Annotated in this window: 26 protein-coding genes; 10 read left to right on the top strand and 16 right to left on the bottom strand. The window is 58.7% G+C overall.

All coding sequences use genetic code 11. The features are described from left to right. Window positions 1–5 precede the first annotated feature (5 nt). Window positions 6–1,070 (bottom strand): heat-inducible transcriptional repressor HrcA, encoded by a 1,065-nt coding sequence (gene hrcA / locus PVU19_RS00855; RefSeq protein ID WP_050664454.1) that lies wholly within the window; start codon window positions 1,068–1,070, stop codon window positions 6–8. A 116-nt stretch (window positions 1,071–1,186) separates the two neighbouring features. On the opposite strand from hrcA, the gene rph reads away from it, so the two are divergent. Genes rph through hemW form a run of 3 tightly spaced genes read left to right on the top strand, consistent with a single transcriptional unit; the run spans window position 1,187 to window position 3,651 of the window. After that, a complete protein-coding gene (gene rph / locus PVU19_RS00850) occupies window positions 1,187–1,903 on the top strand; it encodes a ribonuclease PH (protein ID WP_050664455.1) in 717 nt (238 codons plus the stop codon). Next, window positions 1,896–2,504 carry an RdgB/HAM1 family non-canonical purine NTP pyrophosphatase gene (rdgB, locus tag PVU19_RS00845; RefSeq protein WP_050664456.1) on the top strand — a complete coding sequence of 203 codons (609 nt, stop codon included), beginning with the start codon at window positions 1,896–1,898 and terminating at the stop codon, window positions 2,502–2,504. Before rph ends, rdgB begins: the two co-directional genes overlap by 8 nt. Beyond that, window positions 2,467–3,651 carry a radical SAM family heme chaperone HemW gene (hemW, locus tag PVU19_RS00840; protein ID WP_274789856.1) on the top strand — a complete coding sequence of 395 codons (1,185 nt, stop codon included), beginning with the start codon at window positions 2,467–2,469 and terminating at the stop codon, window positions 3,649–3,651. Before rdgB ends, hemW begins: the two co-directional genes overlap by 38 nt. A gap of 8 nt (window positions 3,652–3,659) precedes the next feature. Here the strand turns inward: hemW and PVU19_RS00835 are convergent, their stop codons facing one another. From PVU19_RS00835 to tnpC, 7 genes are all read right to left on the bottom strand, one after another. Further along, entirely contained in the window at window positions 3,660–4,565 is a 906-nt protein-coding gene (locus tag PVU19_RS00835) for a ParB/RepB/Spo0J family partition protein (protein ID WP_050664387.1), read from the bottom strand. Between the two features lie 19 nt (window positions 4,566–4,584). Next, window positions 4,585–5,394 (bottom strand): ParA family protein, encoded by an 810-nt coding sequence (locus PVU19_RS00830; RefSeq protein WP_050664386.1) that lies wholly within the window; start codon window positions 5,392–5,394, stop codon window positions 4,585–4,587. After that, complete coding sequence (gene rsmG / locus PVU19_RS00825; RefSeq protein WP_082238020.1) at window positions 5,387–5,992, bottom strand: 16S rRNA (guanine(527)-N(7))-methyltransferase RsmG; 606 nt, start codon at window positions 5,990–5,992, stop codon at window positions 5,387–5,389. The genes PVU19_RS00830 and rsmG overlap by 8 nt, the downstream gene beginning before the upstream one ends. After that, a complete protein-coding gene (gene mnmG / locus PVU19_RS00820; RefSeq protein WP_050664385.1) occupies window positions 5,989–7,860 on the bottom strand; it encodes a tRNA uridine-5-carboxymethylaminomethyl(34) synthesis enzyme MnmG in 1,872 nt (623 codons plus the stop codon). Before mnmG ends, rsmG begins: the two co-directional genes overlap by 4 nt. A gap of 3 nt (window positions 7,861–7,863) precedes the next feature. Further along, on the bottom strand, window positions 7,864–9,150 hold the full coding sequence (gene mnmE / locus PVU19_RS00815) for a tRNA uridine-5-carboxymethylaminomethyl(34) synthesis GTPase MnmE (RefSeq protein ID WP_050664384.1): 1,287 nt from the start codon (window positions 9,148–9,150) through the stop codon (window positions 7,864–7,866). 21 nt (window positions 9,151–9,171) lie between these two features. Next, window positions 9,172–10,443 carry a transcription termination factor Rho gene (gene rho, locus PVU19_RS00810; protein WP_200901896.1) on the bottom strand — a complete coding sequence of 424 codons (1,272 nt, stop codon included), beginning with the start codon at window positions 10,441–10,443 and terminating at the stop codon, window positions 9,172–9,174. A gap of 218 nt (window positions 10,444–10,661) precedes the next feature. Then, window positions 10,662–12,077 carry an IS66 family transposase gene (tnpC, locus tag PVU19_RS00805; protein WP_274789764.1) on the bottom strand — a complete coding sequence of 472 codons (1,416 nt, stop codon included), beginning with the start codon at window positions 12,075–12,077 and terminating at the stop codon, window positions 10,662–10,664. A 518-nt stretch (window positions 12,078–12,595) separates the two neighbouring features. Between tnpC and PVU19_RS00800 the strand changes: the two genes are divergently transcribed. From PVU19_RS00800 to dnaQ, 4 genes are read left to right on the top strand one after another with little or no spacing between them, the layout of a single operon-like run. Continuing rightward, the gene (locus tag PVU19_RS00800) at window positions 12,596–13,195 is read left to right on the top strand and encodes a Maf family protein (RefSeq protein WP_050663631.1); all 600 of its coding nucleotides are present in this window, start codon (window positions 12,596–12,598) and stop codon (window positions 13,193–13,195) included. Beyond that, a complete protein-coding gene (locus PVU19_RS00795; RefSeq protein ID WP_050663632.1) occupies window positions 13,192–14,025 on the top strand; it encodes a shikimate dehydrogenase in 834 nt (277 codons plus the stop codon). Before PVU19_RS00800 ends, PVU19_RS00795 begins: the two co-directional genes overlap by 4 nt. Beyond that, the gene (gene coaE, locus PVU19_RS00790; RefSeq protein WP_050663633.1) at window positions 14,022–14,615 is read left to right on the top strand and encodes a dephospho-CoA kinase; all 594 of its coding nucleotides are present in this window, start codon (window positions 14,022–14,024) and stop codon (window positions 14,613–14,615) included. The genes PVU19_RS00795 and coaE overlap by 4 nt, the downstream gene beginning before the upstream one ends. Then, window positions 14,608–15,336, top strand: a complete 729-nt coding sequence (gene dnaQ, locus PVU19_RS00785; RefSeq protein ID WP_050663634.1) for a DNA polymerase III subunit epsilon — start codon at window positions 14,608–14,610, stop codon at window positions 15,334–15,336. Before coaE ends, dnaQ begins: the two co-directional genes overlap by 8 nt. 1 nt (window position 15,337) lies before the next feature. Here the strand turns inward: dnaQ and secB are convergent, their stop codons facing one another. Together secB and PVU19_RS00775 are read right to left on the bottom strand one after the other, a co-directional pair. Further along, the gene (secB, locus tag PVU19_RS00780; RefSeq protein WP_050663635.1) at window positions 15,338–15,835 is read right to left on the bottom strand and encodes a protein-export chaperone SecB; all 498 of its coding nucleotides are present in this window, start codon (window positions 15,833–15,835) and stop codon (window positions 15,338–15,340) included. Window positions 15,836–15,900: 65 nt separating this feature from the next. Then, the gene (locus PVU19_RS00775) at window positions 15,901–16,374 is read right to left on the bottom strand and encodes an FxsA family protein (RefSeq protein WP_050663636.1); all 474 of its coding nucleotides are present in this window, start codon (window positions 16,372–16,374) and stop codon (window positions 15,901–15,903) included. A gap of 109 nt (window positions 16,375–16,483) precedes the next feature. Here PVU19_RS00775 and PVU19_RS00770 point away from each other — a divergent pair, with 109 nt between their 5' ends. Genes PVU19_RS00770 through PVU19_RS00760 form a run of 3 tightly spaced genes read left to right on the top strand, consistent with a single transcriptional unit; the run spans window position 16,484 to window position 18,776 of the window. Further along, complete coding sequence (locus tag PVU19_RS00770) at window positions 16,484–17,143, top strand: Tim44/TimA family putative adaptor protein (RefSeq protein WP_050663637.1); 660 nt, start codon at window positions 16,484–16,486, stop codon at window positions 17,141–17,143. Further along, window positions 17,140–18,183, top strand: coding sequence for a murein transglycosylase A (gene mltA, locus PVU19_RS00765; protein ID WP_050663638.1), 1,044 nt, complete (start codon window positions 17,140–17,142; stop codon window positions 18,181–18,183). The genes PVU19_RS00770 and mltA overlap by 4 nt, the downstream gene beginning before the upstream one ends. Continuing rightward, window positions 18,180–18,776: a Smr/MutS family protein gene (locus tag PVU19_RS00760; RefSeq protein WP_050663639.1), complete on the top strand. Its 597-nt coding sequence runs from the start codon at window positions 18,180–18,182 to the stop codon at window positions 18,774–18,776. Before mltA ends, PVU19_RS00760 begins: the two co-directional genes overlap by 4 nt. Here the strand turns inward: PVU19_RS00760 and PVU19_RS00755 are convergent. From PVU19_RS00755 to PVU19_RS00730, 6 genes are all read right to left on the bottom strand, one after another. Beyond that, window positions 18,759–19,982, bottom strand: coding sequence for an MFS transporter (locus tag PVU19_RS00755; protein ID WP_050663640.1), 1,224 nt, complete (start codon window positions 19,980–19,982; stop codon window positions 18,759–18,761). The two genes, PVU19_RS00760 and PVU19_RS00755, sit on opposite strands and share 18 nt — an antisense overlap. A gap of 114 nt (window positions 19,983–20,096) precedes the next feature. After that, window positions 20,097–20,690, bottom strand: coding sequence for an NYN domain-containing protein (locus PVU19_RS00750; RefSeq protein WP_050663641.1), 594 nt, complete (start codon window positions 20,688–20,690; stop codon window positions 20,097–20,099). 270 nt (window positions 20,691–20,960) lie between these two features. Further along, window positions 20,961–21,605, bottom strand: coding sequence for a hypothetical protein (locus PVU19_RS00745; protein ID WP_050663642.1), 645 nt, complete (start codon window positions 21,603–21,605; stop codon window positions 20,961–20,963). A 63-nt stretch (window positions 21,606–21,668) separates the two neighbouring features. Further along, window positions 21,669–22,976 (bottom strand): ATP-dependent protease ATPase subunit HslU, encoded by a 1,308-nt coding sequence (hslU, locus tag PVU19_RS00740; RefSeq protein WP_050663643.1) that lies wholly within the window; start codon window positions 22,974–22,976, stop codon window positions 21,669–21,671. Further along, window positions 22,973–23,527: an ATP-dependent protease subunit HslV gene (gene hslV / locus PVU19_RS00735; protein WP_050663644.1), complete on the bottom strand. Its 555-nt coding sequence runs from the start codon at window positions 23,525–23,527 to the stop codon at window positions 22,973–22,975. Before hslV ends, hslU begins: the two co-directional genes overlap by 4 nt. 63 nt (window positions 23,528–23,590) lie before the next feature. Further along, window positions 23,591–24,739 carry an amidohydrolase gene (locus PVU19_RS00730; protein WP_050663645.1) on the bottom strand — a complete coding sequence of 383 codons (1,149 nt, stop codon included), beginning with the start codon at window positions 24,737–24,739 and terminating at the stop codon, window positions 23,591–23,593. Window positions 24,740–24,786: the final 47 nt, after the last annotated feature.

The following is a 24,786-nucleotide window of genomic DNA, read 5'->3' as shown; positions in this document are numbered from 1 at the left end:
CACCTCTAACTCCGGTCGGAGATCAGTTTGCCTACCAGTTGCGCGGTGTAGTCCACGATCGGCACGATCCGCCCATAATTCAATCGCGTCGGGCCGATGACCCCGACCGCGCCAATGATCTTACGGTCAGCGTTCATATATGGAGAGACGACCAAAGAGGAACCCGAAAGTGAGAAAAGTTTGTTCTCAGAGCCAATAAAAATGCGCACACCTTCGCCATCTTCGGCCAATTCGAGGAACTCTGCGATGTCGCGTTTGCGCTCAAGGTCGTCAAACAGGATGCGAATGCGGTCAAGGTCTTCATCCTCTGCCCCAGAATCCAGCAGATTCGCACGGCCGCGCACGATCAGGCGCTCGTAGGTGTCGCCTTCACCCTGCCACACGGCAAGGCCACTTTCGACCAGCGCTTGGGACAGGCTGTCAATCTCTTGTCGACGCTTGTCGATCTCGGAGGCGATCACCCGCTGCACGTCCGAGAGTGTGCGCCCCTCGATCAACGCATTGAGGAAATTTGCGGCCTCGCGCATCGAACTGGGTGTCTGGCCGGGCGGTGGCGTGAAGATGCGGTTCTCGACATGCCCATCGGAAAATACCAGCACCACAAGTGCCCGATCCTGCGCGAGGCTGACGAATTCGATATGTTTGATCGGGGCCTCGTGCTTGGGCGCCAGCACAAGCGACGCACCGCGCGTGACGCCCGAGAGCGCCGATCCGATACGATCCAGGATACCGCCCACATCCTGAGAATTGCTAGTCACGGTCGCGTCGATCATCCGGCGATCGGTCAATTCAACATCGGACACCTCTAGCAACCCATCGACGAACATGCGCAACCCGTCTTGGGTGGGAATGCGCCCGGCGCTGATATGGGGGCTTCCGAGAAGACCCATATATTCGAGGTCCTGCATGACGTTCCGAATCGTCGCCGCGCTGACCTTTTCGCTGAAATCGCGGGTGAGTGTGCGCGATCCGACGGGGTCACCGTTGACCAGGTAGCTCTCGACGACGCGGCGAAACACCTCGCGTGAGCGATCGTTGAGCTGGTCCAGGATTTTGCTGGCGTCATTCATTCGGCACGGTTCCTGTCTGGCCCGCCATTAAAGACGGGCGGCGGCAAAGGTCAATCGGGCTTGCCATTCGGGGCCCGGCGCATGTATCCCCAAGCCAGATTGAAAAGGGGAAAGAAATGCGGCCTTCGGGTAGAGACTTAAGTAATATGCGGTCAGTTTCAATCGAAACCGGCGTGCTGAAACATGCCGAGGGCTCTTGCCTGATCAAGATGGGCGACACGCATGTTCTTTGTTCTGCAACGATAGAGGACCGGGTCCCCCCATTTGTGAAGGGCTCCGGGCTGGGGTGGGTTACGGCCGAGTACGGGATGCTGCCGCGGTCCACAGGCAGCCGAATGCGGCGCGAGGCGACCGTCGGCAAGCAAGGCGGGCGCACGGTGGAAATTCAACGGTTGATCGGAAGGTCACTCCGTGCCGGGGTGGATCGCGTTGCATTGGGAGAGCGTCAGATTACGGTGGATTGCGACGTGATCCAAGCCGACGGTGGCACGCGCTGCGCCTCGATCACCGGCGGTTGGGTCGCATTGCGGCTGGCCGTCGCGAAGCTGATGAAAGCCGGTGACGTGATCAGCGATCCAATGGTCGATCCGGTCGCAGCGGTCTCCTGTGGCATCTATGCCGGGCAACCGGTCCTTGATCTCGATTATCCCGAAGATAGCGAGGCCGGAGTGGACGGTAATTTCATCATGACAGCATCGAAACAGCTGATCGAGGTGCAGATGAGCGCAGAAGGCGCAACATATAACCGGGAACAGATGAATACGCTACTCGACCTTGCCGAAAAGGGCGTGGGCGAGCTTGTTGCCAAACAACGCGAGGCCACGGGTGCGTAAGTTTACCGGTGATACGCTGTTGGTGGCGACGCACAATGCCGGCAAGCTGGAAGAAATCTGGACGCTTTTAGCACCTTATGGTGTGACAGTGATCGGAGCCGCGGAAAAACGGCTTCCTGAGCCCGAAGAAACCGAAACAACCTTTGTTGGAAACGCTCGCATCAAGGCGCATGCCGCCGCAAAAGCGACGGGTTTGCCTGCGTTGTCGGATGACTCGGGGATCGTGATCGACGCACTCGACGGCGCGCCAGGGGTTTACACAGCCGATTGGGCCGAAACAGAGACTGGTCGTGACTTCACCATGGCCATGACCCGGGCGCATGACATGCTTGCTGCAAGCAAACATCCGCAACCCTGGACAGCACGGTTTTGCTGTACGCTGGTGCTGGCCTGGCCTGATGGGAGAGACGACGTGTTCGATGGTACGGTCGAGGGCTGGATCGTGTGGCCGATGCGCGGAAACCAAGGGCATGGCTATGACCCGATTTTTCAACCGATAGGTCATGAGCTAACCTTTGGTGAGATGGATCGTTGGGAAAAGAACCGGATTAGTCACAGGGCGGATGCGTTCGAGAAATTTGTCGCAGGTTGTTTTGGCTGAAGACTGGCAAAACGGTGGATTTGGTCTTTATCTTCACTGGCCATTTTGTGAGGCGAAATGTCCTTACTGCGATTTTAACAGCCACGTTACGCGCGCGATTGACCAATCTCGTTGGCGTGCGGCGTACTTGCGGGAGATCGAGCGCTATGCGGCTGAATTGCCGGGGCGCGTCGTAAACAGCGTATTCTTTGGTGGCGGCACGCCTAGCCTGATGGAGCCCGAGACGGTAGCCGAGGTTTTACAAGCCGTGTATCGCGCCTGGCCAATGGCAAACGATCTCGAGGTAACACTGGAAGCCAATCCAGGGTCGGTCGAAGCTGGGCGTTTTAGAGCCTATGCGGACGCTGGCGTATCGCGTGTCTCATTGGGTGTTCAGGCGCTGAATGACCAAGACTTGCGGCGGCTAGGACGGATCCATTCCGTTGCAGAAGCAATACAAGCCTATGATATTGCAAAGGAAAATTTCAATCGCGTCAGCTTTGACCTGATTTATGCGCGACAGGACCAGGACCTTGAGTCGTGGCGCGAGGAGCTGAACCGCGCCTTGGAAATGGCCGTGGATCATCTCTCGCTTTACCAATTGACCATCGAGGGAGGTACGGCTTTCGGTGATCGATATGCTGCAGGCAAGCTACGTGGGCTGCCAGAGGACGATCTTGCAGCGGACATGTATCATATCACTCAAGAAATCTGTGATGCTGCAGGCATGTCGGCCTACGAAGTCTCGAACCACGCCAGATCAGGGTCAGAATCGAGGCACAACCTAATCTATTGGAGATATGGCGATTATATTGGCATTGGCCCTGGAGCACATGGGCGAATTACCTGCGCAGGTCAGCGCCATGCGACGGAAACCTGGCTTCAACCCGACCGTTGGTTACGTGAGGCAGAGCGCGGTGAAGCGGAAGCGCAACGCACCGCTCTCTCTGGTCCAGCGCAAGCGGGTGAGTACCTGTTGATGGGGTTGCGGGTGTCCGAAGGTATCGATACACAGCGCTTCACGGCGCTGAACGGAACTCCGCTTGATCACAGAGCGCTTGAACATTTGCGCGAGATCGGGATGACTGAGATGGAGGGCACACGGCTGAGAGCGACGCGGAGGGGTCGCACCGTACTGAATGCCGTGATCACGGAACTGCTACCGTAGAAGCCATATCAGATGCTGAGCATACCGATCAGGCGATCAAGTTGTTCGAGCGAGGTGTAACGGATTGTCATCTGGCCATGCTCCTGCCCAGGACGATGATCGATGGTCACCGCCATGGTAAGATTGGCCGAAAGGTCGTCTTCCAGCGCCTTTGTATCGGCGTCCTTTGAGCCTGCGTGACTAGATGATGTGCCAGATTTCTTCTGGCTTTTTCCTTCTGTTTCGCCGGATTTGGCAAGCTTCTCGGTCTCACGAACCGAAAGGGATTTCTGGATGACCTGACGTGCCAAGGCAGCCGGGTCTTCTGCGGTGATCAGGGCCCGAGCGTGACCTGAAGATAGGCGGCCGTCACGCAGATAGGTGAGTACCTCGTCCGGCAGGTTGAGCAAGCGGACGGCATTGGCGATATGACTACGGCTTTTGCCCAGAACGTCGGCTAGTTTCTCTTGAGTGTGACCGAATTTTGTCATCAGCTGGCTGTAGCCCGTCGCCTCTTCAACCGGGTTGAGGTCGGCACGCTGGATATTTTCGATAATCGCGACTTCAAGCACCTCAGTATCATTGAAATCGCGAAGAATGACAGGAATCTCGTGAAGTTTTGCCATCTGGGCGGCACGCCAGCGGCGTTCGCCGGCAACAATCTCGAATTCGCCCTCCCTATTGGGATTACGACGCACGATAAGGGGCTGAATAATACCTTTTTCCCCGATTGATCGTGAAAGATCTGCCAACGAGTCCGCGTCGAAGTGGCGCCGGGGCTGGTTCGGATTTGGATGAACCTTTTCCACCGGGACCATCATGTCAGGTTGTGCTGCGGAGCTCTCCTCCCGGCTGGGACTCGCTTCGTTAACATCGGCCATAAGCGCAGATAGCCCCCGCCCGAGACCACGATTCTGAACTTTCTTGCTGCTCATCGCCGACTTCCTCTTTCTATCAGGCCGCAGCCCGGGTGTGTTTCCGCATCACTTCACGCGCAAGATCGCGATATGCCTGCGCGCCTTTTGAGTTTGGATCATAGCTCAATACCGAGAGCGCGTAGGATGGCGCTTCGCTCACCCGGACGTTCCTCGGGATGCGGGTTTGGAACACGAGGTCGCCCAGATTATCTCGCGCATCCTTTTCAACCTGTGCCGACAGGTTATTCCGTGCATCCACCATGGTGAGCACAATGCCCTCGATGCGAAGTTTGGGATTAGCGGTCTGGCGCACTTCACGTATTGTGAGCATCAGCTGCGAGAGTCCCTCCAAGGCAAAAAACTCGCTTTGCAAAGGAATGAGGACAGAATGCGCGGCGACCATCGCGTTCACGGTCAGAAGGCTGAGGGACGGAGGGCAGTCAATAAGAATTATATCAAGCGCCAGCGCACTCATTGCGTGCTGGCGCAGAGCATCGTGTAAGAGAAAGCTGCGCTTTTCGTTGGACATCAGCTCGATATCCGCCGACGAAAGATCAACTGTTGCAGGAATTATGCTCAGATTATCATGGGGCGTGGCTTGCACGATCTGATCAAGCGGTACGTCATCAAGAAGAAGGTCATAAGTCGTGAAATCACGGGCCTCCGGTTCGACGCCAAGGCCTGTGGAGGCATTGCCCTGGGGATCAAGATCGACAATGAGTACGCGCAACCCGGCTTCGGCGAGCGCTGCCCCAAGATTGATCGTGGTCGTCGTCTTGCCAACGCCGCCTTTCTGATTTGCGACAGCGATGATTCTCGGGTTGGTCTGACTCTGCGGATCAAGCACGAAGCACTCCTGTGACGCTCATGATAACGGGGCCGTTTTCTGTCTTACTATTATCAATTTGGTAATCGAATTGCCACTTGGATTGCGCCTCGGGAAGTTCTTTGCGCCAGCTTTGTCCTTTCGGAAAGAGCGCGCTCCCGTTGGGATTCATGTGAAGTTCAGCAAAGGATAAAAGCGTAGTGAGGTCTGCTAGAGCACGCGCGGACAATACGTCAGCGTACTGGCGCGGTGCGAGCTCGATTCTTTCTGTGATCACGGTGGCGTTTATAGCCGTCTCGCGGATGACCGAACGAAGGAAGGCGGATTTCCGGGCATCACTTTCTATAAGCGTCGTCCGAAATCCGTTGGCGCGCTCAGCCCCAAGAATAGCCGCAACGAGGCCAGGGAAGCCGCCCCCCGATCCAAGATCGACCCAATGGGTGACACACGAAGGAGCCAGTCTGTAAACTTGAGCAGAATCAACAAAATGGCGGGACCACAAGCTGTCGAGAGTAGACCGCGCGACGAGATTGATGCGCGGATTCCATTTCTTCAGTAGCGCGGCGTAGGTGTTGAGACGCTCACTTGTTTCACGTGAAACATTGTCTAGGGCGTTCATGCGGATCGTGACCGCCGATCTCGCCGCAGCCGCGCGAGAATAAGCGTTAAGCCGGCAGGAGTCATCCCGTCGATGCGTGCCGCTTGTGCAAGGTCCTGAGGTCTTGTTGCCGCTAGCTTTGTTTTGAGCTCGTTGGACAAGCCTTGGATAATGCCAAAATCAAAATCAGGTGGGATCGGCTGCGACTCGTCACGGCGCAACATCTCAACATCCCGCGCCTGTCTGGCAATGTAGTTGGCATACGTCGCGTCGTTCTTTAACTGCGTCCTAATCTCCTCATCGATCCCTGCCAGTCCTGGATCAAGTGAAATCAAATCGTCAAACTTTGTATTGGGAAACGCCAATACCTGAATTCCATTTCGGCGGGTTCCGTCCTGATTGACGACAAGTCCCGCAGATTCGAGATCTTTTGGCGTATAGCTTTGACTTTCAAGGCGCGACCTTCCCTTCGTCAAGCGATCAATCTTCGCTTGAAACAAGCGCTCACGGTTCTTGCTGACGCAGCCCAGAGCTATAGCGAGCGGGGTCAGGCGTTGATCCGCATTGTCGGCCCTCAACGAGAGGCGAAACTCTGCACGTGAGGTAAACATCCGATACGGCTCAGACACTCCGCGCGTGGTCAGATCATCTATCATGACGCCTATATAGCTATCCGTACGGCTGAACCGGACAGGATCCTCATCCCGTGCGAACCGAGCCGCGTTGAGCCCAGCAACCAGCCCTTGCGCTGCGGCTTCTTCGTATCCGGTTGTACCATTGATCTGTCCCGCAAGATAAAGACCTGAAACATCCTTCAGTGAAAGGTTCTGCGTCAAAGCTCGGGGGTCTACATAGTCATACTCGATTGCGTATCCTGGCTGCAGTATTTTCGCAGCCTCAAGCCCTGCTATTGAACGAACATAATCGGCCTGCACACATTCAGGCAAAGACGTCGAAATGCCGTTTGGATAGATCACATCATCATAAAGACTCTCCGGCTCCAAAAAGATCTGATGAGAGCTTTTGTCGGCGAACCGAACAATCTTGTCCTCTATCGACGGGCAATAGCGTGGCCCGACACCATCTATGTGACCCCCGTACATTGCAGATCGACCAAGATTTTCGCGAATGATGTCATGCGTTCGGTCATTTGTATGAGTGATTCCACAAGAAATCTGGCGCACAGCCGGCGCCTTTGAGAGAAAAGAAAACATCGCCGGATCATCATCCGGTGGCTGCAAATCCAGTCCATCCCAGTTGATCGTTTTGCCATCAAGCCGCGGGGGCGTCCCGGTTTTAAGTCGCCCGAGCGGTAAGCCAAAGCTATCGATCCTGGCGGCAAGTCGAACGCTGGGTGGGGCACCGATGCGCCCGCCCGGCCGCGACACATCACCGATATGAATGACCCCACGAAGAAACGTACCGGTGGTCAAGATTACCGACTTTGCTGGAATCTTGCTTCCATCTACGAGCAAAACTCCAGTTACGCTTCCCGATGCCATCAGGAAATCTGCAACCTCTCCTTCTATCAGCGAGAGGTTTGGCTGCCCGTCCATTTCACGCCCCATCGCCTCTCGATAAAGCTTGCGGTCGGCCTGCGCGCGGGGCCCTTGAACGGCAGGCCCTTTACGACGATTGAGAAGGCGGAACTGGATTCCAGCCTGATCGGCAACCCGGCCCATGACACCATCAAGGGCATCTATCTCACGAACGAGATGGCCCTTTCCCAAACCACCAATCGCCGGATTACAGGACATCACGCCGATATCACGGCTGGACAGCGTTACAAGGCCCGTAGACACGCCCATGCGTGCCGCCGCGTGGGCCGCCTCCGCACCCGCATGACCACCGCCGATTACAATGACGTCAAAATGTTTCACGTGAAACACTCCTCATTTACCAAGGCAGAAGCTTGCGAATATCTCATCTAAAACAGACTCAATGTCGACCCGTCCTACCAGAGAATCAAGGGCGCGAATAGCGGTGTGCAACTCTTCTGCCACAAGATCGACGTTTGGCTCTGCCTCTGAAACCATCAACCTAACGTTCTGCAGTGAAGAGGCGCCGCGCCGCATGGCATCCTCATGCCGCGCACGGATCGCGATACCAGCGCCTGCCGCGCGCTCTTCAAGAGAGGCCCCGATTTGTTGGACAAGCGCATCAACTCCCTTTCCAGTCAGGCCTGAAATGGATTGTCCAACTTCATCAAGCAGATCACCCTTACCTCTTAGTACGATGTCATCATCTCGAAAAAGATCGCCCGGAGCTACGCCATCCGACGTCAAAAACACCCGAATATCTGCCGCACTCGCCCTATCCCGGGCCCGAGCAATGCCGATGCATTCAACGGCATCCTCCGTGGCACGCAGACCTGCCGTATCCAGTAGAGTAACCGGCAGTCCATGCAAATCCATCCGCACCTCAATAACATCACGCGTCGTTCCTGCATACTCCGATGTGATCGCCGCATCACGCCCGGCCAAGGCGTTGAGCAACGTAGATTTCCCGATATTGGGCGGACCAACAATCGCGACCTCGAATCCATCTCGGATACGCTCTGCGACTCCTACGCCCGCGATCTGCGTAGACAGGTCGTGACTGACTTGATCGACCAAGGCCAACACATCGGCTGATACATCCTCGGGCACGTCCTCGTCAGCAAAATCAATCGTGGCCTCCAAAAGCGCAGCCGCGCGTATCAAAGCCTGGCGCCACCTTGCCGCCTTCCGCCCTAAGTCCCCGGACAAAGCGCGCATCGCTTGCCGCCTTTGCGACTCGGTTTCTGAGTCGATCAAATCGGCGAGCGCCTCGACCTGCGTCAAGTCCAACCGTTCATTCGTAAGTGCTCGCCGCGTGAACTCACCTTGCTCCGCTGGCCGAAGACGATCAAAACGGCTCAGACATTCAAGCACCACAGATACGACCGCCATACTTCCATGCACTTGGAGTTCAAGAACCGGCTCCCCGGTAAAGCTCGCTGACCCTGGAAAATGAATCACGAGCGCCTCATCAAGACGCTGGCCTTCCTGATTCTGTAAGACACGCAACGTGGCTGTTCTAGGCAGCGGTACGCCACCGCAAATCACTTTTGCCACATACTCCACATCCGGGCCAGACACTCGGATCACGGCCACTCCGGCCTTTCCTCTGGCCGTCGAAACAGCAAAGATCGTATCCATCACACGACCCCGTAGATCGGCTTAGGTGTTCATAGAATCGAAGAATTCTGCATTCGTCTTGGTCTGCTTCAGCTTGGAAAGCAAGAACTCTACCGCATCCGTCGTACCCATAGGATTGAGAATCCGCCGTAGAACGAAAGTCTTCTGAAGGTCGAGCTTATCGATCAGCAAGTCCTCTTTCCGAGTGCCGGATTTGAGAATGTCGATCGCCGGGAACACACGCTTGTCCGCAACTTTACGATCCAACACGATCTCGGAGTTCCCGGTCCCTTTGAATTCCTCGAAGATCACCTCGTCCATCCGGCTACCAGTATCGATGAGCGCCGTTGCGATGATCGTAAGTGATCCTCCTTCCTCGATATTCCGCGCCGCACCAAAGAACCTCTTGGGTCTTTGTAAGGCGTTAGCATCGACACCACCCGTCAGAACTTTGCCAGAACTGGGAACGACCGTGTTGAAGGCCCGACCGAGACGCGTAATTGAATCGAGCAGGATGACGACGTCCCGCTTATGTTCAACCAACCGCTTTGCCTTTTCGATTACCATTTCGGACACGGCAACGTGCCGCGTTGCCGGTTCATCAAAGGTCGAGCTGACAACCTCGCCTTTCACAGACCGCTGCATATCCGTGACTTCTTCAGGACGCTCATCGATCAACAAAACGATCAGATAGCATTCGGGATGGTTTTTCTCGATGCTATTGGCGATGTTCTGCAACAGAACTGTCTTACCCGTCCGCGGTGGCGCAACAATCAGCGAGCGCTGCCCTTTGCCTATTGGAGCCACCAGATCTATCAAACGAGCGGATCGATCCTTGATCGTCGGATCCTCGACTTCCATAGTCAAACGCTCGTCAGGGTAAAGCGGCGTAAGGTTATCGAAAGCGATCTTGTGCTTTGCGCGTTCGGGCTCTTGGAAGTTGATCTGGGTAACCGATGTAAGTGCAAAATACCGCTCATTATCATCCGGTTGACGCATCTCCCCTTCTATGGTGTCACCGGTCCGCAGGGAGTATTGGCGTATCATGTCCGGGGATACATAAATATCATCCGGACCAGGAAGATAATTCGCCTCCGGCGAACGCAGGAAACCAAACCCATCCTGCAGCACCTCTAGAACACCATCGCCGAACACGACCCAGCCTTCATCGGCACGTTCCTTAAGGATCGAGAACATCATCTCGCCCTTTCGCATTGTCGAGGCGTTCTCGATTTCGAGTTCCTCGGCAATCGAAAGTAATTCCTTGGCACTCAGCGCTTTAAGATCGGACAGATTCAGACGGTCGTCAGACATGATACATCCTATAGTCATACCGGCAAATGGCATGTCTTTGGTGATATGGGAAGGTCACGGCGCCCGGACGGGAGCTTGGGTTTTCTCTTAAGCCTGTTGGCGTCGGAGGTCAATCTTTCCGATATGCCACATGAAAGCATAGACGCTCGCCTTACCTTATTAATAAATATAGTAACTCCCAAGCACCCTCTCCGATAAGGTTGTGCGGGGGGCTGCCTTCAGAGCCGAGCGATGATCTGAGATGGTGACAGGGTCAGGGTGTCGAGGACATTGAGCCCGTGTTTTCTGGCCGTCGAGATGACGGACCTGATGTCGGCGAAGACCTGCGCACCCTCAACTGTGCGGAAGGTGCCCGAGATTTTCATGCGCAGCTTCATCATGCGCAGGTCCTGTTCAGCCTGGTTGTTGGTGAAGGGGACTGCGAAGTCGGCGAGGAACCGCAGGACGTCGTCGCGGTAGTCACGCAGGCGGATGAGCAGGTTATGGCCTGGCCGCCTGGCTTGTCGGCCGCGGGTGCCGGGGCTTTTGGCCAGTGGGGGCTGACGTTCGTGGAAGGCGAGCCCTTCGGCGAGGATCGCCATGTATCTGGTGACGATACCCTGGCGAACCGGTTCCGGAAGTTCGGTCTCGCCTCGGTGCTGAGCCTCGCACCTGAGCTGATTGGCGCGGTTGAGCACCGCGCTCACCTCTCTCGCCCACGGCTCCTTTTCGATCTCTTCGATGGCCTTGAGTTCGCGCAAGTGATGCGCCCCGCAGAGGGCGTGGGCGTCGACCCCACTCATATGGGCGTAGTAGGGTTTCCAGTGATCATGAACGATCGTCCCGCCGGTCAGGAAGGTTGGAACGGCACCGCGCCTGGTGTCGATGCGGTAATGCGTGAAGGCGGTATCGCAGATCGAGTGCAGCCAGTGCAGCTTGCCGGCAACACGAAGTCCGGTCTCGTCCAGATGCCGAACGCCGCCTTTGGTGAGGCGGGCAAGAATGTGCTCGACCACGCCACCCAAGGTGTGCGCCGCGCGGTTCACCCAGTTGGTCACGCTGGCTGCGCACAGGCTGGTGGCCCCAAACAGGTCGCGCAGGAGCAGGCAGACCCGATCCTCGGGTATCAGCTGCTGAACATTGCAATAGACCGCCGCCGCCCGCATGCGCGTGCCGTATTGCACATGCGCGTTCACGCCATCGGGAAAGCCAGCCGTCGTCATGGCTCGACAATGGTCGCAACAATAAACCGCCGCCTGATGCTCGGTGACCTCCAGGCGCGGCGCGGGCAGGTCGAACACCTGACGCTTCTCCATCCCCTTCGTCATCTCCGCCGTCAGGGCGCGTTGACACGCGCCACAACGCGTCGCTTCATGCCGTTCGACAAAATCGGGTGTTGGCGTCTGGCGCAGGGTGTTGCCCCGGTGGCCAACCTGGCCGCCGCTTTTCTTGCCGGACTTGCCACGCAGGCTGCGCGGTGACGGTTTCTTCAGGCCATCACTCGAAGGGGGCTTGCTGCTATTGTTGCTGTTCTTGGCCAACTGTCGGCGCAGATCCGCGTTTTCTTCCGCCATGGTCGCCAACGCGGCTTCAAGCTCAGTGATCCTGCGCAGAGCCGTGGCGAGTTGTTGTTCAAGGGTGGTAAGCCGATCCATGCCACCACTGATTCAGAGAAATCGACCCGGCGCCACGGAATTCAGCCCGGAACGAAAACTTCACGCGCCGAATGGCAAATTGGACTCACCCCGAAACTGACAATAACCCCTACCGCGGGGGTGCTTGGGAGTTACTAAATATAATAGAAAAAAGATATGTAGTTTGTTGTAGGCACAGCGATACCTGTGGATCAAATACTTAGGCATTGAGTTATCCCCTTGTTAGTAACGCTGTGTATGGTTTTGTGACGCAGGAAAAAAATCCTGCCTGAACTAGAATTAAAACAATAATATCAATATCTTGATCATTTGAATGCATGGTGCTGACATATGTCAGGCCTGTTGACAACTTACCCGCTTACGGGGTTTCAACATGATCAGAGTCATCCTTGTCAGACCGGGATATCAAGGCCACACTATCGTCGAAACTATACGTATGATCGTGATAGTAGGCCCGTCATGGAAACTCGTGCGGTATCTCCCAAAGAAACCCTTAACATTTCCTTAAGGTTATCCACATGACATTCACCCTCACGCTTGCTTCCGGGTCTGAAATTCGACGTCATCTTCTGGAAAACGCGGGGCTGCAGATTGATGTTGTGCGACCCAGAGTGGACGAATCGGCCCTGCGTCACAGCCTGTTGGCAGAGCAAACCCCGCCCCGCGACATTGCCGATACCCTCGCCGAACTCAAAGCCCTGCGCGTCAGCTCAAAAAAGCCGAGCGCGCTTGTCCTAGGGTGTGATCAGGTCCTCAATCTAGACGGTCAACTGTTATCGAAACCCCGCAGCCTCGAAGAAGCCCGCAGTCAACTCCTTGATATGCGGGGTAAACGCCATGATCTTTTGTCTGCCGCCGTGCTGTGCGAGGCGGGCAAGCCTGTCTGGCGACATGTCGGTGTTGCGCGCATGACGACGCGCACATTTTCCGAAGACTGGCTTGAGGGGTACCTTGAAAGAAATTGGCCCGAAATCGGCGAGAGTGTCGGTGCTTACCAGCTAGAGGCTGAAGGTGTGCGCTTGTTTTCTCGTATAGAAGGGGATTATTTCACCGTATTGGGGCTTCCCCTGCTCGATCTTTTGTCTTTTCTGACCCTGCGAGGAGATTTGCCGACATGAGCCATGCCAAAATTCCCTTGGCTGGGGTCATCGGGTGCCCGATTGCCCATTCAAAATCCCCACAATTGCACCGCCATTGGCTCAAGTCACTGGGCATATCTGGTTATTATGTACCTATGCATGTCGAGGCCATTGATCTTGAGGAGATCCTTCACAGTTTGCCGAAGGCAGGGTTTGTAGGTGTAAATATCACAGTTCCCCATAAGGAGCGCGCTCTTGAAATTGCTGACCTGGTCACCGATCGCGCAACACTGATTGGCGCTGCAAACACGCTTATTTTTCGAAAAGATGGTAAAATCCATGCGGATAATACAGATGGTTATGGATTCATCCAGAACCTTCGCCAGAACGCGCCCGATTGGCATCCCGAGGCGGGACCGGCCGCAATCCTCGGTGCCGGGGGTGCGGCGCGGGCGGTTGTGGCATCTCTCCTCGATGTTGGGGTACCGGAAATCCTGATTTCCAACCGGACTCGGGTGCGCGCGGAGGCTTTACAGCAGGAATTCGGTCGTCGTTTGACGGTGATTGACTGGGTTCAGGCCGGGAACATGATGGATGACGCCTCGACAGTCGTGAACACCACGTCGCTCGGCATGATCGGTAGCCCCGCCCTGCGTGTGCCGCTTGATGGTTTGCGCAAGGGGACGGTCGTCACTGATCTGGTTTATGCGCCCCTCAAAACACACCTCTTGATAGAGGCCGAAAAGATGGGCTGTATCACCGTCGACGGGCTCGGCATGCTGTTGCATCAGGCTGTTCCTGCCTTCGAGCGCTGGTTCGGGACGCGCCCGACGGTAGATAGTGCGACCCGCGCTGCAGCCCTGCGATGACGTTTCGCCTTGGTCTTACAGGGTCCATCGGGATGGGCAAATCCACGACGGCCGCCATGTTCGCTGATGAGGGGTGTCCTGTTTGGGATGCCGATGCCGCTGTGCACCGGCTTTATTCCCAAGGTGGGGCTGCAGTTGCCCTGATGGAGCGCGCCTTTCCCGATGTGGTGCGCGAAGGCGTTGTCTGTCGCGAGGCGCTCAAACAGATCATTCGCCGTGATCCAGGAGCCTTGCACAAGATCGAGGCCATCGTGCATCCCCTCGTAGCGCAGGATCGACAAGTGTTTATCGACGCGCAAACGGCACCGATCACCGTGCTTGATATCCCGCTCTTGTTCGAGACCGGTGCAGAGCGGTATCTTGATGCGACCGTGGTCGTCTCAACGACGCCTGAAGAGCAACAGGCACGCGTCATGGCGCGTGGCACCATGGATGCCGGACAACTCAAGGCGATCATCCAAAAACAGCTTCCGGATGCTGAAAAACGCACACGCGCAGATTATGTGATCGAAACCGACAGTCTTGATCACGCCCGCTCCCAGGTGCGAGACGTGCTCGGCTATATCAAAAGGACCCGACTCCATGCGTGAAATCGTTCTCGATACGGAAACGACAGGATTTGATCCCGAAAGTGGCGACCGGATTGTCGAGATCGGGGCGATCGAACTTTACAATCACATGCCGACCGGGCGAACCTATCACCAGTATATCAATCCCGAACGCGGCATGCCTGATGAAGCCTTTGGCGTGCACGGTATTGGCCCTGATCTTCTTGACGCCCCGCGACCGCCGCGCCCCGGTGAGGTGACACTGAAGGACAAGCCGATGTTCCGTGACGTGGCTCAGGCCTTTGTCGAGTTTATAGGCGATGCCAAGCTGATCATCCACAATGCTGCGTTCGATATGAAATTCCTTAACGCGGAGCTGGACTGGCTCAGCCTGCCGCAACTGCCATGGGCGCAGGCCATCGACACGTTGACCATGGCGCGGCAGAAATTCCCTGGATCGCCCGCATCGCTCGACGCGCTTTGCCGGCGTTTTGCGATCGACAACACCGCGCGCACTCTACACGGCGCGTTGCTCGATTCAGAAATTCTGGCAGAGGTCTATCTGGAATTGATCGGCGGCCGGCAGCCCGATCTTGTTTTGTCACAGAGGCAAGAGACGCATCATGTCGGGGGCGGTTCAGAGCCAAGCTGGCGTCCCGGACCACGTCCAGAACCCCTGCGCTCGCGTCTCAGTGAAGAGGAAAGCGCCGCCCATTCCGCATTTGTCGAGCAGATGGGCGACGCTGCACTTTGGTCACGTTAGATCAGGCGTTGGCGGTCTGGGTTCCTGCTTCTGTTTGACGACGCGCGATCTCGTTGCGATAAAGCTGAACAAAGTCGATGTTTTCAAGGTTAAGCGGCGGGAAGCCTCCGTCGCGGGTTACGTCGCTGACGATACGGCGGATAAAGGGAAAGATCATCCGGGGACATTCGATCAGCAGGAAGGGATGAAGCTGCTCTTCCGGCACGTTCTCGACGTGAAACACGCCGACATAATCCATTTCTAGTACAAAAAGCGTCTCTTCGCTTTCCTTGTTCCGCGAGGTGATGTTGAGCTTGGTCGCCACCTCGTACTGATGCTCTGTCGAGCGCTTCTTGGCGTCGAGATTCACGGCGACTTGAACGTCAGGCTGAACCTCGCCGCCTGTGCCGCGTTGCGCAAGCACGTTTTCAAAGGACAGGTCACGCACAAATTGCGTCATGATGTGCATGCGCACCTGCGGGGTTTCCTGGGCGGCTGCCCCGTTTTCCTGGTCTGCCATGGGACTCTCCTGATGGATGACTCAAATGAATATCGCGTGTTCCATAGCAGGCGGTTGGCGGTGCCTCAATGCCTAGTCCAGCCAGAGGGCTTGCCCGAACTGGTTTTTGAGGCATCAAGATCCTCATAATCTGCGTCGATGATGTCGGGCTGTGGATTGGGCCGCGGCTGCGATTCCGCCTCGAACCGGGCGACATGAACCCGTTTGCGCAGTTCGATGAAGATCCGCCTGCGCACCGGCGGTGTCAGTAGCGCAAAGCCCACGGCATCGGTAAAGAACCCCGGTGTCAGCAAGAGCGCCCCGGCAAACAGGATCATCGCGCCATGGGCCAGCGGCTCTGACGGGTCTTCGACTTCCGAGAAGCTGCGCCGCAGATCGGTCAATGCCGCGGCGCCCTGCATACGCAGCAGCCAGGTCCCCAGCAGTGCGGTCAGGATTACGATAGCCAATGTTGGCCAAAGTCCGATCATGCCGCCCACCTGAATGAACAATGCAATCTCGATCAACGGGACAGCGATGAATGCAAGCAACAGCCACATGCGCGACCCTCCTTCGTTTTCTGGTCCTCACGGTGGACTTGGTCCATCGCGTCCCCTACATAAGGACGAGTGACAGAGCTTACCATGCCCCGCACAACATGAGGTGCCCATGAATTCGCCCATTCTGCAGTTACTGGTGCTCGCCGGTATTGCCATTTTCCTGATCTTGCGGCTGAAGAGTGTTCTGGGCACAAGGGATGGCTATGAAGGCCCGCCACGCACCCAGCCCCGGACCGGGCAGACCCCCCGCCGGGAGTTTGAGGTGATCGAGGGCGGCCCTGATCATGACATCATCGATCATGTGCCTGAAGATTCCGATGCCGCCGCAGCCTTGGCGGAGATGAAGCGCATTGAGCCCGATTTCAGCGTAACAGGCTTCCTGCAGGGCGCGCGAGGTGCTTATGAGATGATCCTCATGGCCTTTGAGCGGGGAAAGCTTGACGAGGTGATGCCGTTCATGGATCGCGATGTCTACGAGGCATTTGCGCAGGTCGTCGATGATCGTGAAAAACAGGGCCTGACCATCGAGGCGGAATTTCTCGGTGTCCGTGATCTTTCCCTTGTCGATGCGAGGTTCAATTCCGACACCAAGAGTGCCGAGATTGATGTTCGCTGTGTGGGCGAGTTGATCTCGGTCGTGCGTGACGCCAATGGCGAGATCATCGAGGGCGCGCCGGGACAAAGCAAGCGTCAGAAAGATATCTGGACCTACGAGCGCGTCATGGGCTCGGACGATCCAAACTGGCGGCTTGTTGCCACTGGCGAATGACGGGCGCGCTGCAGGCGGTCATATTGGCGCTGGTCCTCTCAGGGCTGGTCCCGCCCGCAAGTGCGCAGGAGATCCGCCACGACATCCTGGATTTCTCGGATTTACAGGGGTGGGAGGCTGATGATCACGCCGCCGCCCTTGAGGTGTTTCTCAACACCTGTGCTGATCTCGATGATCCCGACTGGACAGCGCTTTGTGCCTTGGCTGGGCAGCGCCCCGATGCGCGCGCGTTCTTCGAGCTGTTCTTTCGACCGGTCGTGATCAACGACGGCAAGCCTGCCCTATTTACCGGCTATTTCGAGCCGGAACTCAACGGTGCCCTGCGCCCCAATCCGCGATATCGCTATCCTGTCTATCGTCAACCGCCCGAAGCCAAGCGCAGCAATCCTTGGCTGACGCGGCGGCAGATACTTGGAACAGACGTGATGCGCGAGCGGGGACTTGAAATCGCCTGGGTCGACGATCCGGTAGAGCTGTTCTTCCTTCAAATCCAGGGATCAGGCCGGATCAGGCTGCCCGATGGCCGTGTGATCCGCGTGGGTTATGGCGGGGCGAACGGACACGAATATCGCTCTATCGGGGTCGAGCTGGTGCGACGCGGAGTCTACGATGTACACCAAGTCAGCGCCGAGGTGATCAAGAACTGGGTGCGGCGGAACCCGGTCGAAGGGCACGAGCTTTTGATGCACAATCCGTCCTACGTGTTCTTTCGTCGGATAGATCAGGTGCCTGCCGAACGAGGGCCCTTGGGCGCTATGAACCGCTCCGTTACCACCGGACGGACAGTGGCGGTCGATCCTGCGTTTGTGCCGCTCGGCGCACCGGTCTGGATCGAGAAGGCAGGCGCTAACCCAATGCACCGCCTGATGATTGCGCAGGATACCGGATCTGCGATCAAGGGGGCTCAACGCGCTGATATTTTCTTTGGCACCGGCGATGCAGCGGGGCGCGCCGCTGGAAAGCTGCGCGACCCGGGGCGCATGGTTGTGCTGATGCCTATTCAGCGCGCTTACGCCATGCTCACGGAACAAGAGCCATGAGCCGTCGGCGCTTACGCCCGGATGAGCTAGCACTCTGGGAAGAAGTGGCACGCAAGGCGACACCGCTCGCACCCGAACGCAAGCCGCAACCGGGCACCTTGACCGACACCGCGCCGCGCAAACCCAAGCCTGTCACACCGCGCCCTGCCCCGATCGAGCCATTCAGCATCGGCCAATCCGCCAATGGGCACCCGCGCAGCCATGACGTGCTGCCCGGCATTGCCGAGCGCGTTGGCAACGCGCCGGTGAAGATGGACAAGAAGGCCCATGCCCGCCTGAAACGCGGCAAGCTGATGCCCGAGGCCAAGCTCGATCTGCACGGCATGACCCTTGATCAGGCGCATCCCGCCCTGGACAATTTCATCCAGCGGTCGCATGCCGCTGGCCTCAGGCTTGTGCTGGTGGTGACCGGCAAGGGTAAGCATCGTGATCCGGGCGGACCGATCCCGGTCCGTCACGGGGTGCTGCGGCATAATGTGCCGCAATGGCTCAAGATGATGCCACTCGCCCCGCTGGTGCTCCAGATCAGCGAGGCGCATCTGAAACATGGCGGCGGCGGGGCCTACTACGTCTACCTAAGACGTCGGCGATAGCTGTGGGCGCGCGCGGGTCACACCGATGGCCATCATCACGCTGGTAAAGACGAAATAACCCGCGATCAGCAGGAACTGCGCCTCGATCGCGAGGCCGAGGTCGATGCCGAGCCCGGTCAGCCCTGGCCCGATAGCCGAGCCGAAGACCATGATCGCCGCCGCCATCGCCTTGATGCTGCCCATATGGGCGGTGCCGTAGAATTCTGCCCAGAACGCGTTGGGCAGGGTGCTGTTCGCCCCGGTTGTGAGTGCGAGAAACACGAAGCCGAGGATCAGCATCACCGTCCCCTCGGAAAACGCAAAGAGGGTGAAGGCCACGACCATCGGCAATTGCATGAACGGCAAGAGCCGCGCCGTGCCCAGCCGGTCAAGCGCCCAGCCCGACAGCACCATCGCCCCGATCCCCACCAGCGTATAAAGCGGGAACATCGCCACCAGTTCGACGTGGGAAATCGCTTTGATTTCAGCGATATGCACCTGGTGAAAGAAGAACGCGGTGTTGAAGGCAGAAGGCCCCAGAAGCGCCGGGATCATGAACCAGAAGAGGAAATGCCGCAGCGTCTGGCCCCGTGTCCAGTGCCGCCCGTCCATGCCGAGTGACTGACTGGTCTGGGCCCAGCTTTGCGGTGTGCGTTCGCGGCGCAGGAGCAGGAGGAGGAGCGGAATGCCGATCAGGGCCATCACCGCGGCGGCCACCCACAGCACCCGCCAGTCATGGATTATGAGTAGCGAAACGAAGATCAGAGGCAGCAGAGACTCCCCCACAGAGTTGCCTAAGGTCGCGATAGATAAGGCTTTTCCCCGGCTGGCGATGAACCAGCGGGCCATGGCGACTACGGCTAGGTGGCTCATCATGCCTTGGCCGGTGAAGCGGAGGGCGAAGATGACGAGGGGGAGCAGCCACCAGACCGGGTTGAGGGCCATGGACAGGCAGGCGGCGGTCATCAGGAGGAGCACGATAGGGGCCAGCACGCGGACGCGGAAATGGTCGGTCAGGCCGCCGGCCCAGACCATCACCAGCGCCGAGGCGGTGGTGCCGAGGGTGTAAATTCCGCCCCATTCCCCGTGACTTAACCCGAATCCTTCGCGGATTTCCCCGGCGAAGACGGAGATGAAATAGGTCTGCCCGAAACTGCTGAGAAAGGTCAGCAGCACCCCGGCGGTGAGCCAGGGCGCGTTGTCGCGGAGGAAGGCGAGAATCGGCATGCCTCCTTCCTCGCGTGAAACCGGGGGAGAGAAAAGCGCTTTCCGCCCGGGCTGTATCACGTCGGTATTCTGTCGGTATTGCGTCGGTGTCGAAAAACGCGCCCTCAATCGCGCTCAGGCGGGCACCGGCGCGGGGATATCGTCGAGCCAGAGCACGCCGTCGCGATAGCCGCCCCGGATGAGCCGCCCCGGTTTGGCGATCTCGGGATACTCCCCGGCCCAATCGCGGTAGCGGTCATTGGTGACGATGGGGGCATCCACGTCGCGCGCGACGGTCAGCAGGTAACTGTCGGCAATCGTGCCCTTGGGCACGACCATCACCCAATCCTCGGCCAGCCCGAGATATCCGGCCATGGCGTCATCATGCTTGTACTTGCCTTTCAACAGATAGCCCGCATTGGCGTCAAAAACGACTCCGGGGGCAAAGCCCAGGCCGCGCAGATGCCCGATGACCTCGCGCAGCGTCGCGATCTGCGGGGTGTTGTCTTTCCAGTGCATGACGTTGGAGCCGTCGATCAGGATGCGGTTCGGCTCTGCCTCGGGCTCGGGCGGGGCCTTGAGCCGGGCAACAAGGGCGCGCAGCAGCACCACGAGGGCGGCGATGGTGCAGGGCCCGGCCAGCAGGATGAAATCGCCATAGCCGGGCAGGACCAGTGCCACGGCGACACCGACAAGGGACAGGAGCAGAAGCAGAACCGGAACAACCATGAGAGGTGTTTAGCGCGGGTTGTTCGGAGGGGAAAGCGGGGGATTAGGTCAAATGGACGGAATTGTGCGCCGCCAGGTTTCTAGCCCGTTATCCCCGCGCAGGCGGGGATCTCGTGAGGTGGGCGCGACGTGAAAGGGAGATTCCCGCTTTCGCGGGAATGACGGGGGTGGGGGTGGAATTGCGCACCACACGGTTTCTAGCTCGGTTGGTAGAGAAATCGCTTCTTTAGCGACGGGTCAGGGGTCCGAGTCCCTTGTGCGGCACCATCATCACATCCCGAGAAGCCCGTTCTGCTCCACATGCTTCTGGCCGGGTGGTAGAACCTGCACGGTATCTGCCTTGGCGTCGAAGTGAACCCACGCCTTCTTGTGAAGCTTCTTCAGGACGTCCTTGCGCATCCGTGAACCGTTCGAGTACTTGGACCACCGCAGCAGATCGGCAACGGCAACGGGGCCGGGCTCCGCATACGTCAAGATGAGCACCTTCTCATCCGCCGATTTGCTGAGGTCCAGCACGCGGCGTGTATCGCCGGAGTGCCAGACGATCGGCATGGTGCGCGCCGTTACTGCCTCGACCAGCGCGCGGGATTCATCGACCGGTTTGTTCGAGAAGTAACGAATGAACTCGGCCATGACCCACTTCATGCCCCGAAGGAAGAACTCGGCGTCCACATGGTTCGGGTCAATCTCGCTGCTGACATGGCCGATGGCACGGTTGTTTCGAAGCTCATAAAGCCCGATCAGCACGCGCGGGACTTGGATGCAAGTCGACCGCCCCTTTGTCTTATTGTGCTGTTCGAGTTTCTGGCAGTCGTGAAACATGCTCTTGGGCTTGCTGGGCGCGGAGGCGAAAGTTCCCGTCGCGTGGCCCTCGCATATAGAATAGGCGATCTCGCAGAACTTTCCGGCCTTCATGCCGACTTTCTCCCAGTCTCCTGCGCGATACTCGGCTAGCCCTTCCTCGAACTGCGTGATCCTCTACAACACATACCTCGACAAATCCGCCGAGCGCATCAGCTCGCCGAGGTTCTCTTCGACGAAGGCCGCGTCGACCGTCACGGACTCGCCCGCGCGGTCGGGGGCGGTGAAGGAGAGTTCTTCGAACACCCGTTCCATCACCGTGTAGAGCCGCCGGGCGCCGATGTTCTCGACCGATTGGTTGACCTCCGCCGCGATGCGGGCCAGCGCCGCGATGCCGTCTTCGGTGAAGTCGACCGTCACCTCCTCGGTGCCCATGAGGGCGGTGTATTGGCGGGTGAGGGCGTTGTCGGTCTCGGTCAGGATGCGGACGAAATCGGCCTCGGTCAGGGCGCGCAGTTCGACCCGGATGGGCAGGCGGCCTTGCAGTTCGGGCAGCAGGTCTGACGGTTTGGCGATGTGGAAGGCGCCGGACGCGATGAAGAGGATATGGTCGGTCTTGACCGCGCCGTGCTTGGTGGAGACGGTGGTGCCCTCGATCAGCGGCAGCAGGTCGCGCTGCACGCCCTCGCGGGAGACATCGCCGCCGCGCGCGTCGGATTTGGCGCAGACCTTGTCGATCTCATCGAGAAAAACGATGCCGTTCTGTTCGACCGATTCGAGGGCGGTGCGGGTGACGGCCTCATCATCGAGAAGCTTGTCGGCCTCCTCGCTGACCAGCAGATCGTGGCTGTCGGCGACGGTGATGCGCTTGGTGGTGGTGCGGTTGCCCAAGGCCTTGCCGAAGATATCGCCGAGGTTCATCATCCCCATCTGGCTGCCGGGCTGGCCGGGAATGTCCATCATTCCGAGGGGGCTGGAGCTGTCGGAGACCTCGATCTCGATCTCGGTGTCGTCAAGGAGGCCGTCGCGAAGTTTCTTGCGGAACATCTCGCGGGTGCCCTCGCGGGCGTCTTCCCCGGCGATGGCGGTGATGACGCGTTCCTCGGCGGCGTGCTGGGCGCGGGCGTGCACGTCCTCGCGCATGTAGTCGCGGGTCTGGACGATGGCGCTGTCGACGAGATCGCGGATGATCTGCTCAACGTCGCGGCCGACATAGCCGACCTCGGTGAACTTGGTGGCCTCGACCTTGATGAAGGGGGCGCGGGCGAGTTTGGCGAGGCGGCGGGAGATCTCGGTCTTGCCGACGCCGGTGGGGCCGATCATGAGGATGTTCTTGGGGTAGACCTCGTCGCGCAGGTCATCCGTGAGCTGCTTGCGGCGCCAGCGGTTGCGCAGGGCGACGGCGGTGGCGCGCTTGGCGTCCTTCTGGCCGATGATGAAACGGTCAAGCTCGGAGACGATCTCGCGCGGGGTCAGGTCGGTCATTTTGTAATTTTCTCCACCGTCAGGTTGCCATTGGTGTAGACGCAGATATCGGCGGCGATGGACATGGCCTGGCGGGCGATGTCTTCGGCGGAAAGGTCGGTTTTCTCCGCGAGGCCGCGGGCCGCTGCGAGGGCGAAATTGCCACCGGAGCCGATGGCGGCGATGTCGTGCTCGGGTTCGAGCACGTCGCCTGCGCCCGTGATGACGTAAAGCTGATCGCCGTCGGTGACGATGAGCATGGCTTCGAGCTTTTGCAGGTATTTGTCGGTGCGCCAGTCCTTGGCGAGATCGACGCAGGCGCGCTGCAGCTGGCCAGGGGTGGCCTCGAGCTTGCTTTCGAGCCGTTCCAGCAGGGTGAAGGCATCCGCCGTCGACCCGGCAAACCCCGCCACCACGTCATAGCCGCCGGGGGAGAGCCGGCGCACCTTGCGGGCGCTGCCCTTGATCACGGTCTGGCCGAGGCTGACCTGCCCGTCGCCTGCGACGACGACCTCGCCGCCCCTGCGCACGCCGATGATGGTGGTGCCGTGCCAACCGGGAAAATCGCTCATGTTAAGGCCTCCGTTCTGGTCCGCCCTATATGGAAGGCGGCAGAGATGGGTGCAAGGGTGGGCTTACCCCAGCAGGTCGCGCGCCACGTGGTGAAAGATCTGCGCGCCGGTGGGGATGAGATCGTCGGGGAAGTCGTAATCGGGATTGTGGAGCGCGGCGTGATCGGTGCCCGCGCCAAGGAACAGCATGGCGGATTTTGCGCTGTGGCCGAAGCGGCCGAAATCCTCGGAGGCGCGCATCGGCAGGCCGCTGTCGTCATGCGTGATGCCGAGCGTATCGAGGGCGTTGCGCAGGATTTGGGTCGCATCCGGGTGGTTTTCGCAATGTGCGAAGATGTCGTGATAGGTGAGGGCGAATGTCAGGCCATGAGCGTTGGCCGCCTCCTGCACCGGCGTTTCTGCGGCCTCGCAGAGCGCGGCCATGCGATCATCGGTCAGCGTGCGCAGCGTGACGTAGAGCGTGGCCTCGCCCGGGGCGATGCCGAAGGCGGGCGCGCCCATTTGGGCATGAGTCACCGTGGCGAGGGTGAAATCCGTATCCTGCGGCGTGCCGTGGCTGAGCGCGGTCAGCTGCGGCATGAGGCTGCTGAGCGCCGCCATCGGCGAGGCACCGTTCTCCGGCTCCGAGGCGTGAGCGGATTTGCCGGTGAGGGTGACGGCCATGCCGCGCGAGGCGCAGTTGACCGGGCCGGGGATCAGGCCGACATGGCCAAGGGGCAGGCCGGGCATGTTATGCAGGGAAAAGGCATAATCGGGTGTGATAGTCTCGAATCCTGGGTCGGCCAGCACGGCGGCGGCCCCTGCCCCGGTTTCCTCGGCGGGCTGAAAGAGCAGCACGGCGCGGCCCCGTGCGGGTTGGCGGCGCGACAAGAGACGTGCGAGCCCCATCAGCACCGTCATATGCCCGTCATGGCCACAAAGATGGCCCTTGCCCGGGCGGGTCGAGCGATGTGGCAGATTGCCCAGCTCTTCGATGGGCAGCGCGTCGAGTTCGCAACGGAAAAGCACTGCCGGGCCGCTTTCGGCCCCGGCATAGACCGCCGCAACGCCATGCCCGCCGAGACCGGTCAGCAGGCGATCGGGCGGCGCGGCCTCAAGCGCCGTGGTGATGCGGCGCGCGGTCTCGTCTTCCTCACCCGAAATCTCGGGATGGCGGTGCAGGTCATGCCGCAGCGCGGTCAGCTCGGTGATATCGGAATTGGTCAGGGTCATGCGGCGATCATGCGTGTTTTGCGGGCAAAGAAAAGGGGCCGCGCGCT

It is taken from the genome of Roseovarius tolerans (assembly GCF_028885395.1).
Classification (GTDB): Bacteria; Pseudomonadota; Alphaproteobacteria; order Rhodobacterales; family Rhodobacteraceae; genus Roseovarius; species Roseovarius tolerans.
Note: the sequence above shows the minus strand (reverse complement) of the source record. Positions and strands in the feature narration are given on the sequence as shown.

Bases quoted from the DNA above. Each gene is read 5' to 3' on its own strand.
- hrcA (WP_050664454.1), bottom strand. From the start codon at position 1,070: ATGAATGACGCCAGCAAAATCCTGGACCAGCTCAACGATCGCTCACGC.
- rph (WP_050664455.1), top strand. From the start codon at position 1,187: ATGCGGCCTTCGGGTAGAGACTTAAGTAATATGCGGTCAGTTTCAATC.
- hemW (WP_274789856.1), top strand. From the start codon at position 2,467: ATGCGTTCGAGAAATTTGTCGCAGGTTGTTTTGGCTGAAGACTGGCAA.
- PVU19_RS00835 (WP_050664387.1), bottom strand. From the start codon at position 4,565: ATGAGCAGCAAGAAAGTTCAGAATCGTGGTCTCGGGCGGGGGCTATCT.
- rsmG (WP_082238020.1), bottom strand. From the start codon at position 5,992: ATGAACGCCCTAGACAATGTTTCACGTGAAACAAGTGAGCGTCTCAAC.
- mnmE (WP_050664384.1), bottom strand. From the start codon at position 9,150: ATGGATACGATCTTTGCTGTTTCGACGGCCAGAGGAAAGGCCGGAGTG.
- rho (WP_200901896.1), bottom strand. From the start codon at position 10,443: ATGTCTGACGACCGTCTGAATCTGTCCGATCTTAAAGCGCTGAGTGCC.
- tnpC (WP_274789764.1), bottom strand. From the start codon at position 12,077: ATGGATCGGCTTACCACCCTTGAACAACAACTCGCCACGGCTCTGCGC.
- PVU19_RS00800 (WP_050663631.1), top strand. From the start codon at position 12,596: ATGACATTCACCCTCACGCTTGCTTCCGGGTCTGAAATTCGACGTCAT.
- PVU19_RS00795 (WP_050663632.1), top strand. From the start codon at position 13,192: ATGAGCCATGCCAAAATTCCCTTGGCTGGGGTCATCGGGTGCCCGATT.
- coaE (WP_050663633.1), top strand. From the start codon at position 14,022: ATGACGTTTCGCCTTGGTCTTACAGGGTCCATCGGGATGGGCAAATCC.
- dnaQ (WP_050663634.1), top strand. From the start codon at position 14,608: ATGCGTGAAATCGTTCTCGATACGGAAACGACAGGATTTGATCCCGAA.
- secB (WP_050663635.1), bottom strand. From the start codon at position 15,835: ATGGCAGACCAGGAAAACGGGGCAGCCGCCCAGGAAACCCCGCAGGTG.
- PVU19_RS00775 (WP_050663636.1), bottom strand. From the start codon at position 16,374: ATGTGGCTGTTGCTTGCATTCATCGCTGTCCCGTTGATCGAGATTGCA.
- PVU19_RS00770 (WP_050663637.1), top strand. From the start codon at position 16,484: ATGAATTCGCCCATTCTGCAGTTACTGGTGCTCGCCGGTATTGCCATT.
- mltA (WP_050663638.1), top strand. From the start codon at position 17,140: ATGACGGGCGCGCTGCAGGCGGTCATATTGGCGCTGGTCCTCTCAGGG.
- PVU19_RS00760 (WP_050663639.1), top strand. From the start codon at position 18,180: ATGAGCCGTCGGCGCTTACGCCCGGATGAGCTAGCACTCTGGGAAGAA.
- PVU19_RS00755 (WP_050663640.1), bottom strand. From the start codon at position 19,982: ATGCCGATTCTCGCCTTCCTCCGCGACAACGCGCCCTGGCTCACCGCC.
- PVU19_RS00750 (WP_050663641.1), bottom strand. From the start codon at position 20,690: ATGGTTGTTCCGGTTCTGCTTCTGCTCCTGTCCCTTGTCGGTGTCGCC.
- PVU19_RS00745 (WP_050663642.1), bottom strand. From the start codon at position 21,605: ATGAAGGCCGGAAAGTTCTGCGAGATCGCCTATTCTATATGCGAGGGC.
- hslU (WP_050663643.1), bottom strand. From the start codon at position 22,976: ATGACCGACCTGACCCCGCGCGAGATCGTCTCCGAGCTTGACCGTTTC.
- hslV (WP_050663644.1), bottom strand. From the start codon at position 23,527: ATGAGCGATTTTCCCGGTTGGCACGGCACCACCATCATCGGCGTGCGC.
- PVU19_RS00730 (WP_050663645.1), bottom strand. From the start codon at position 24,739: ATGACCCTGACCAATTCCGATATCACCGAGCTGACCGCGCTGCGGCAT.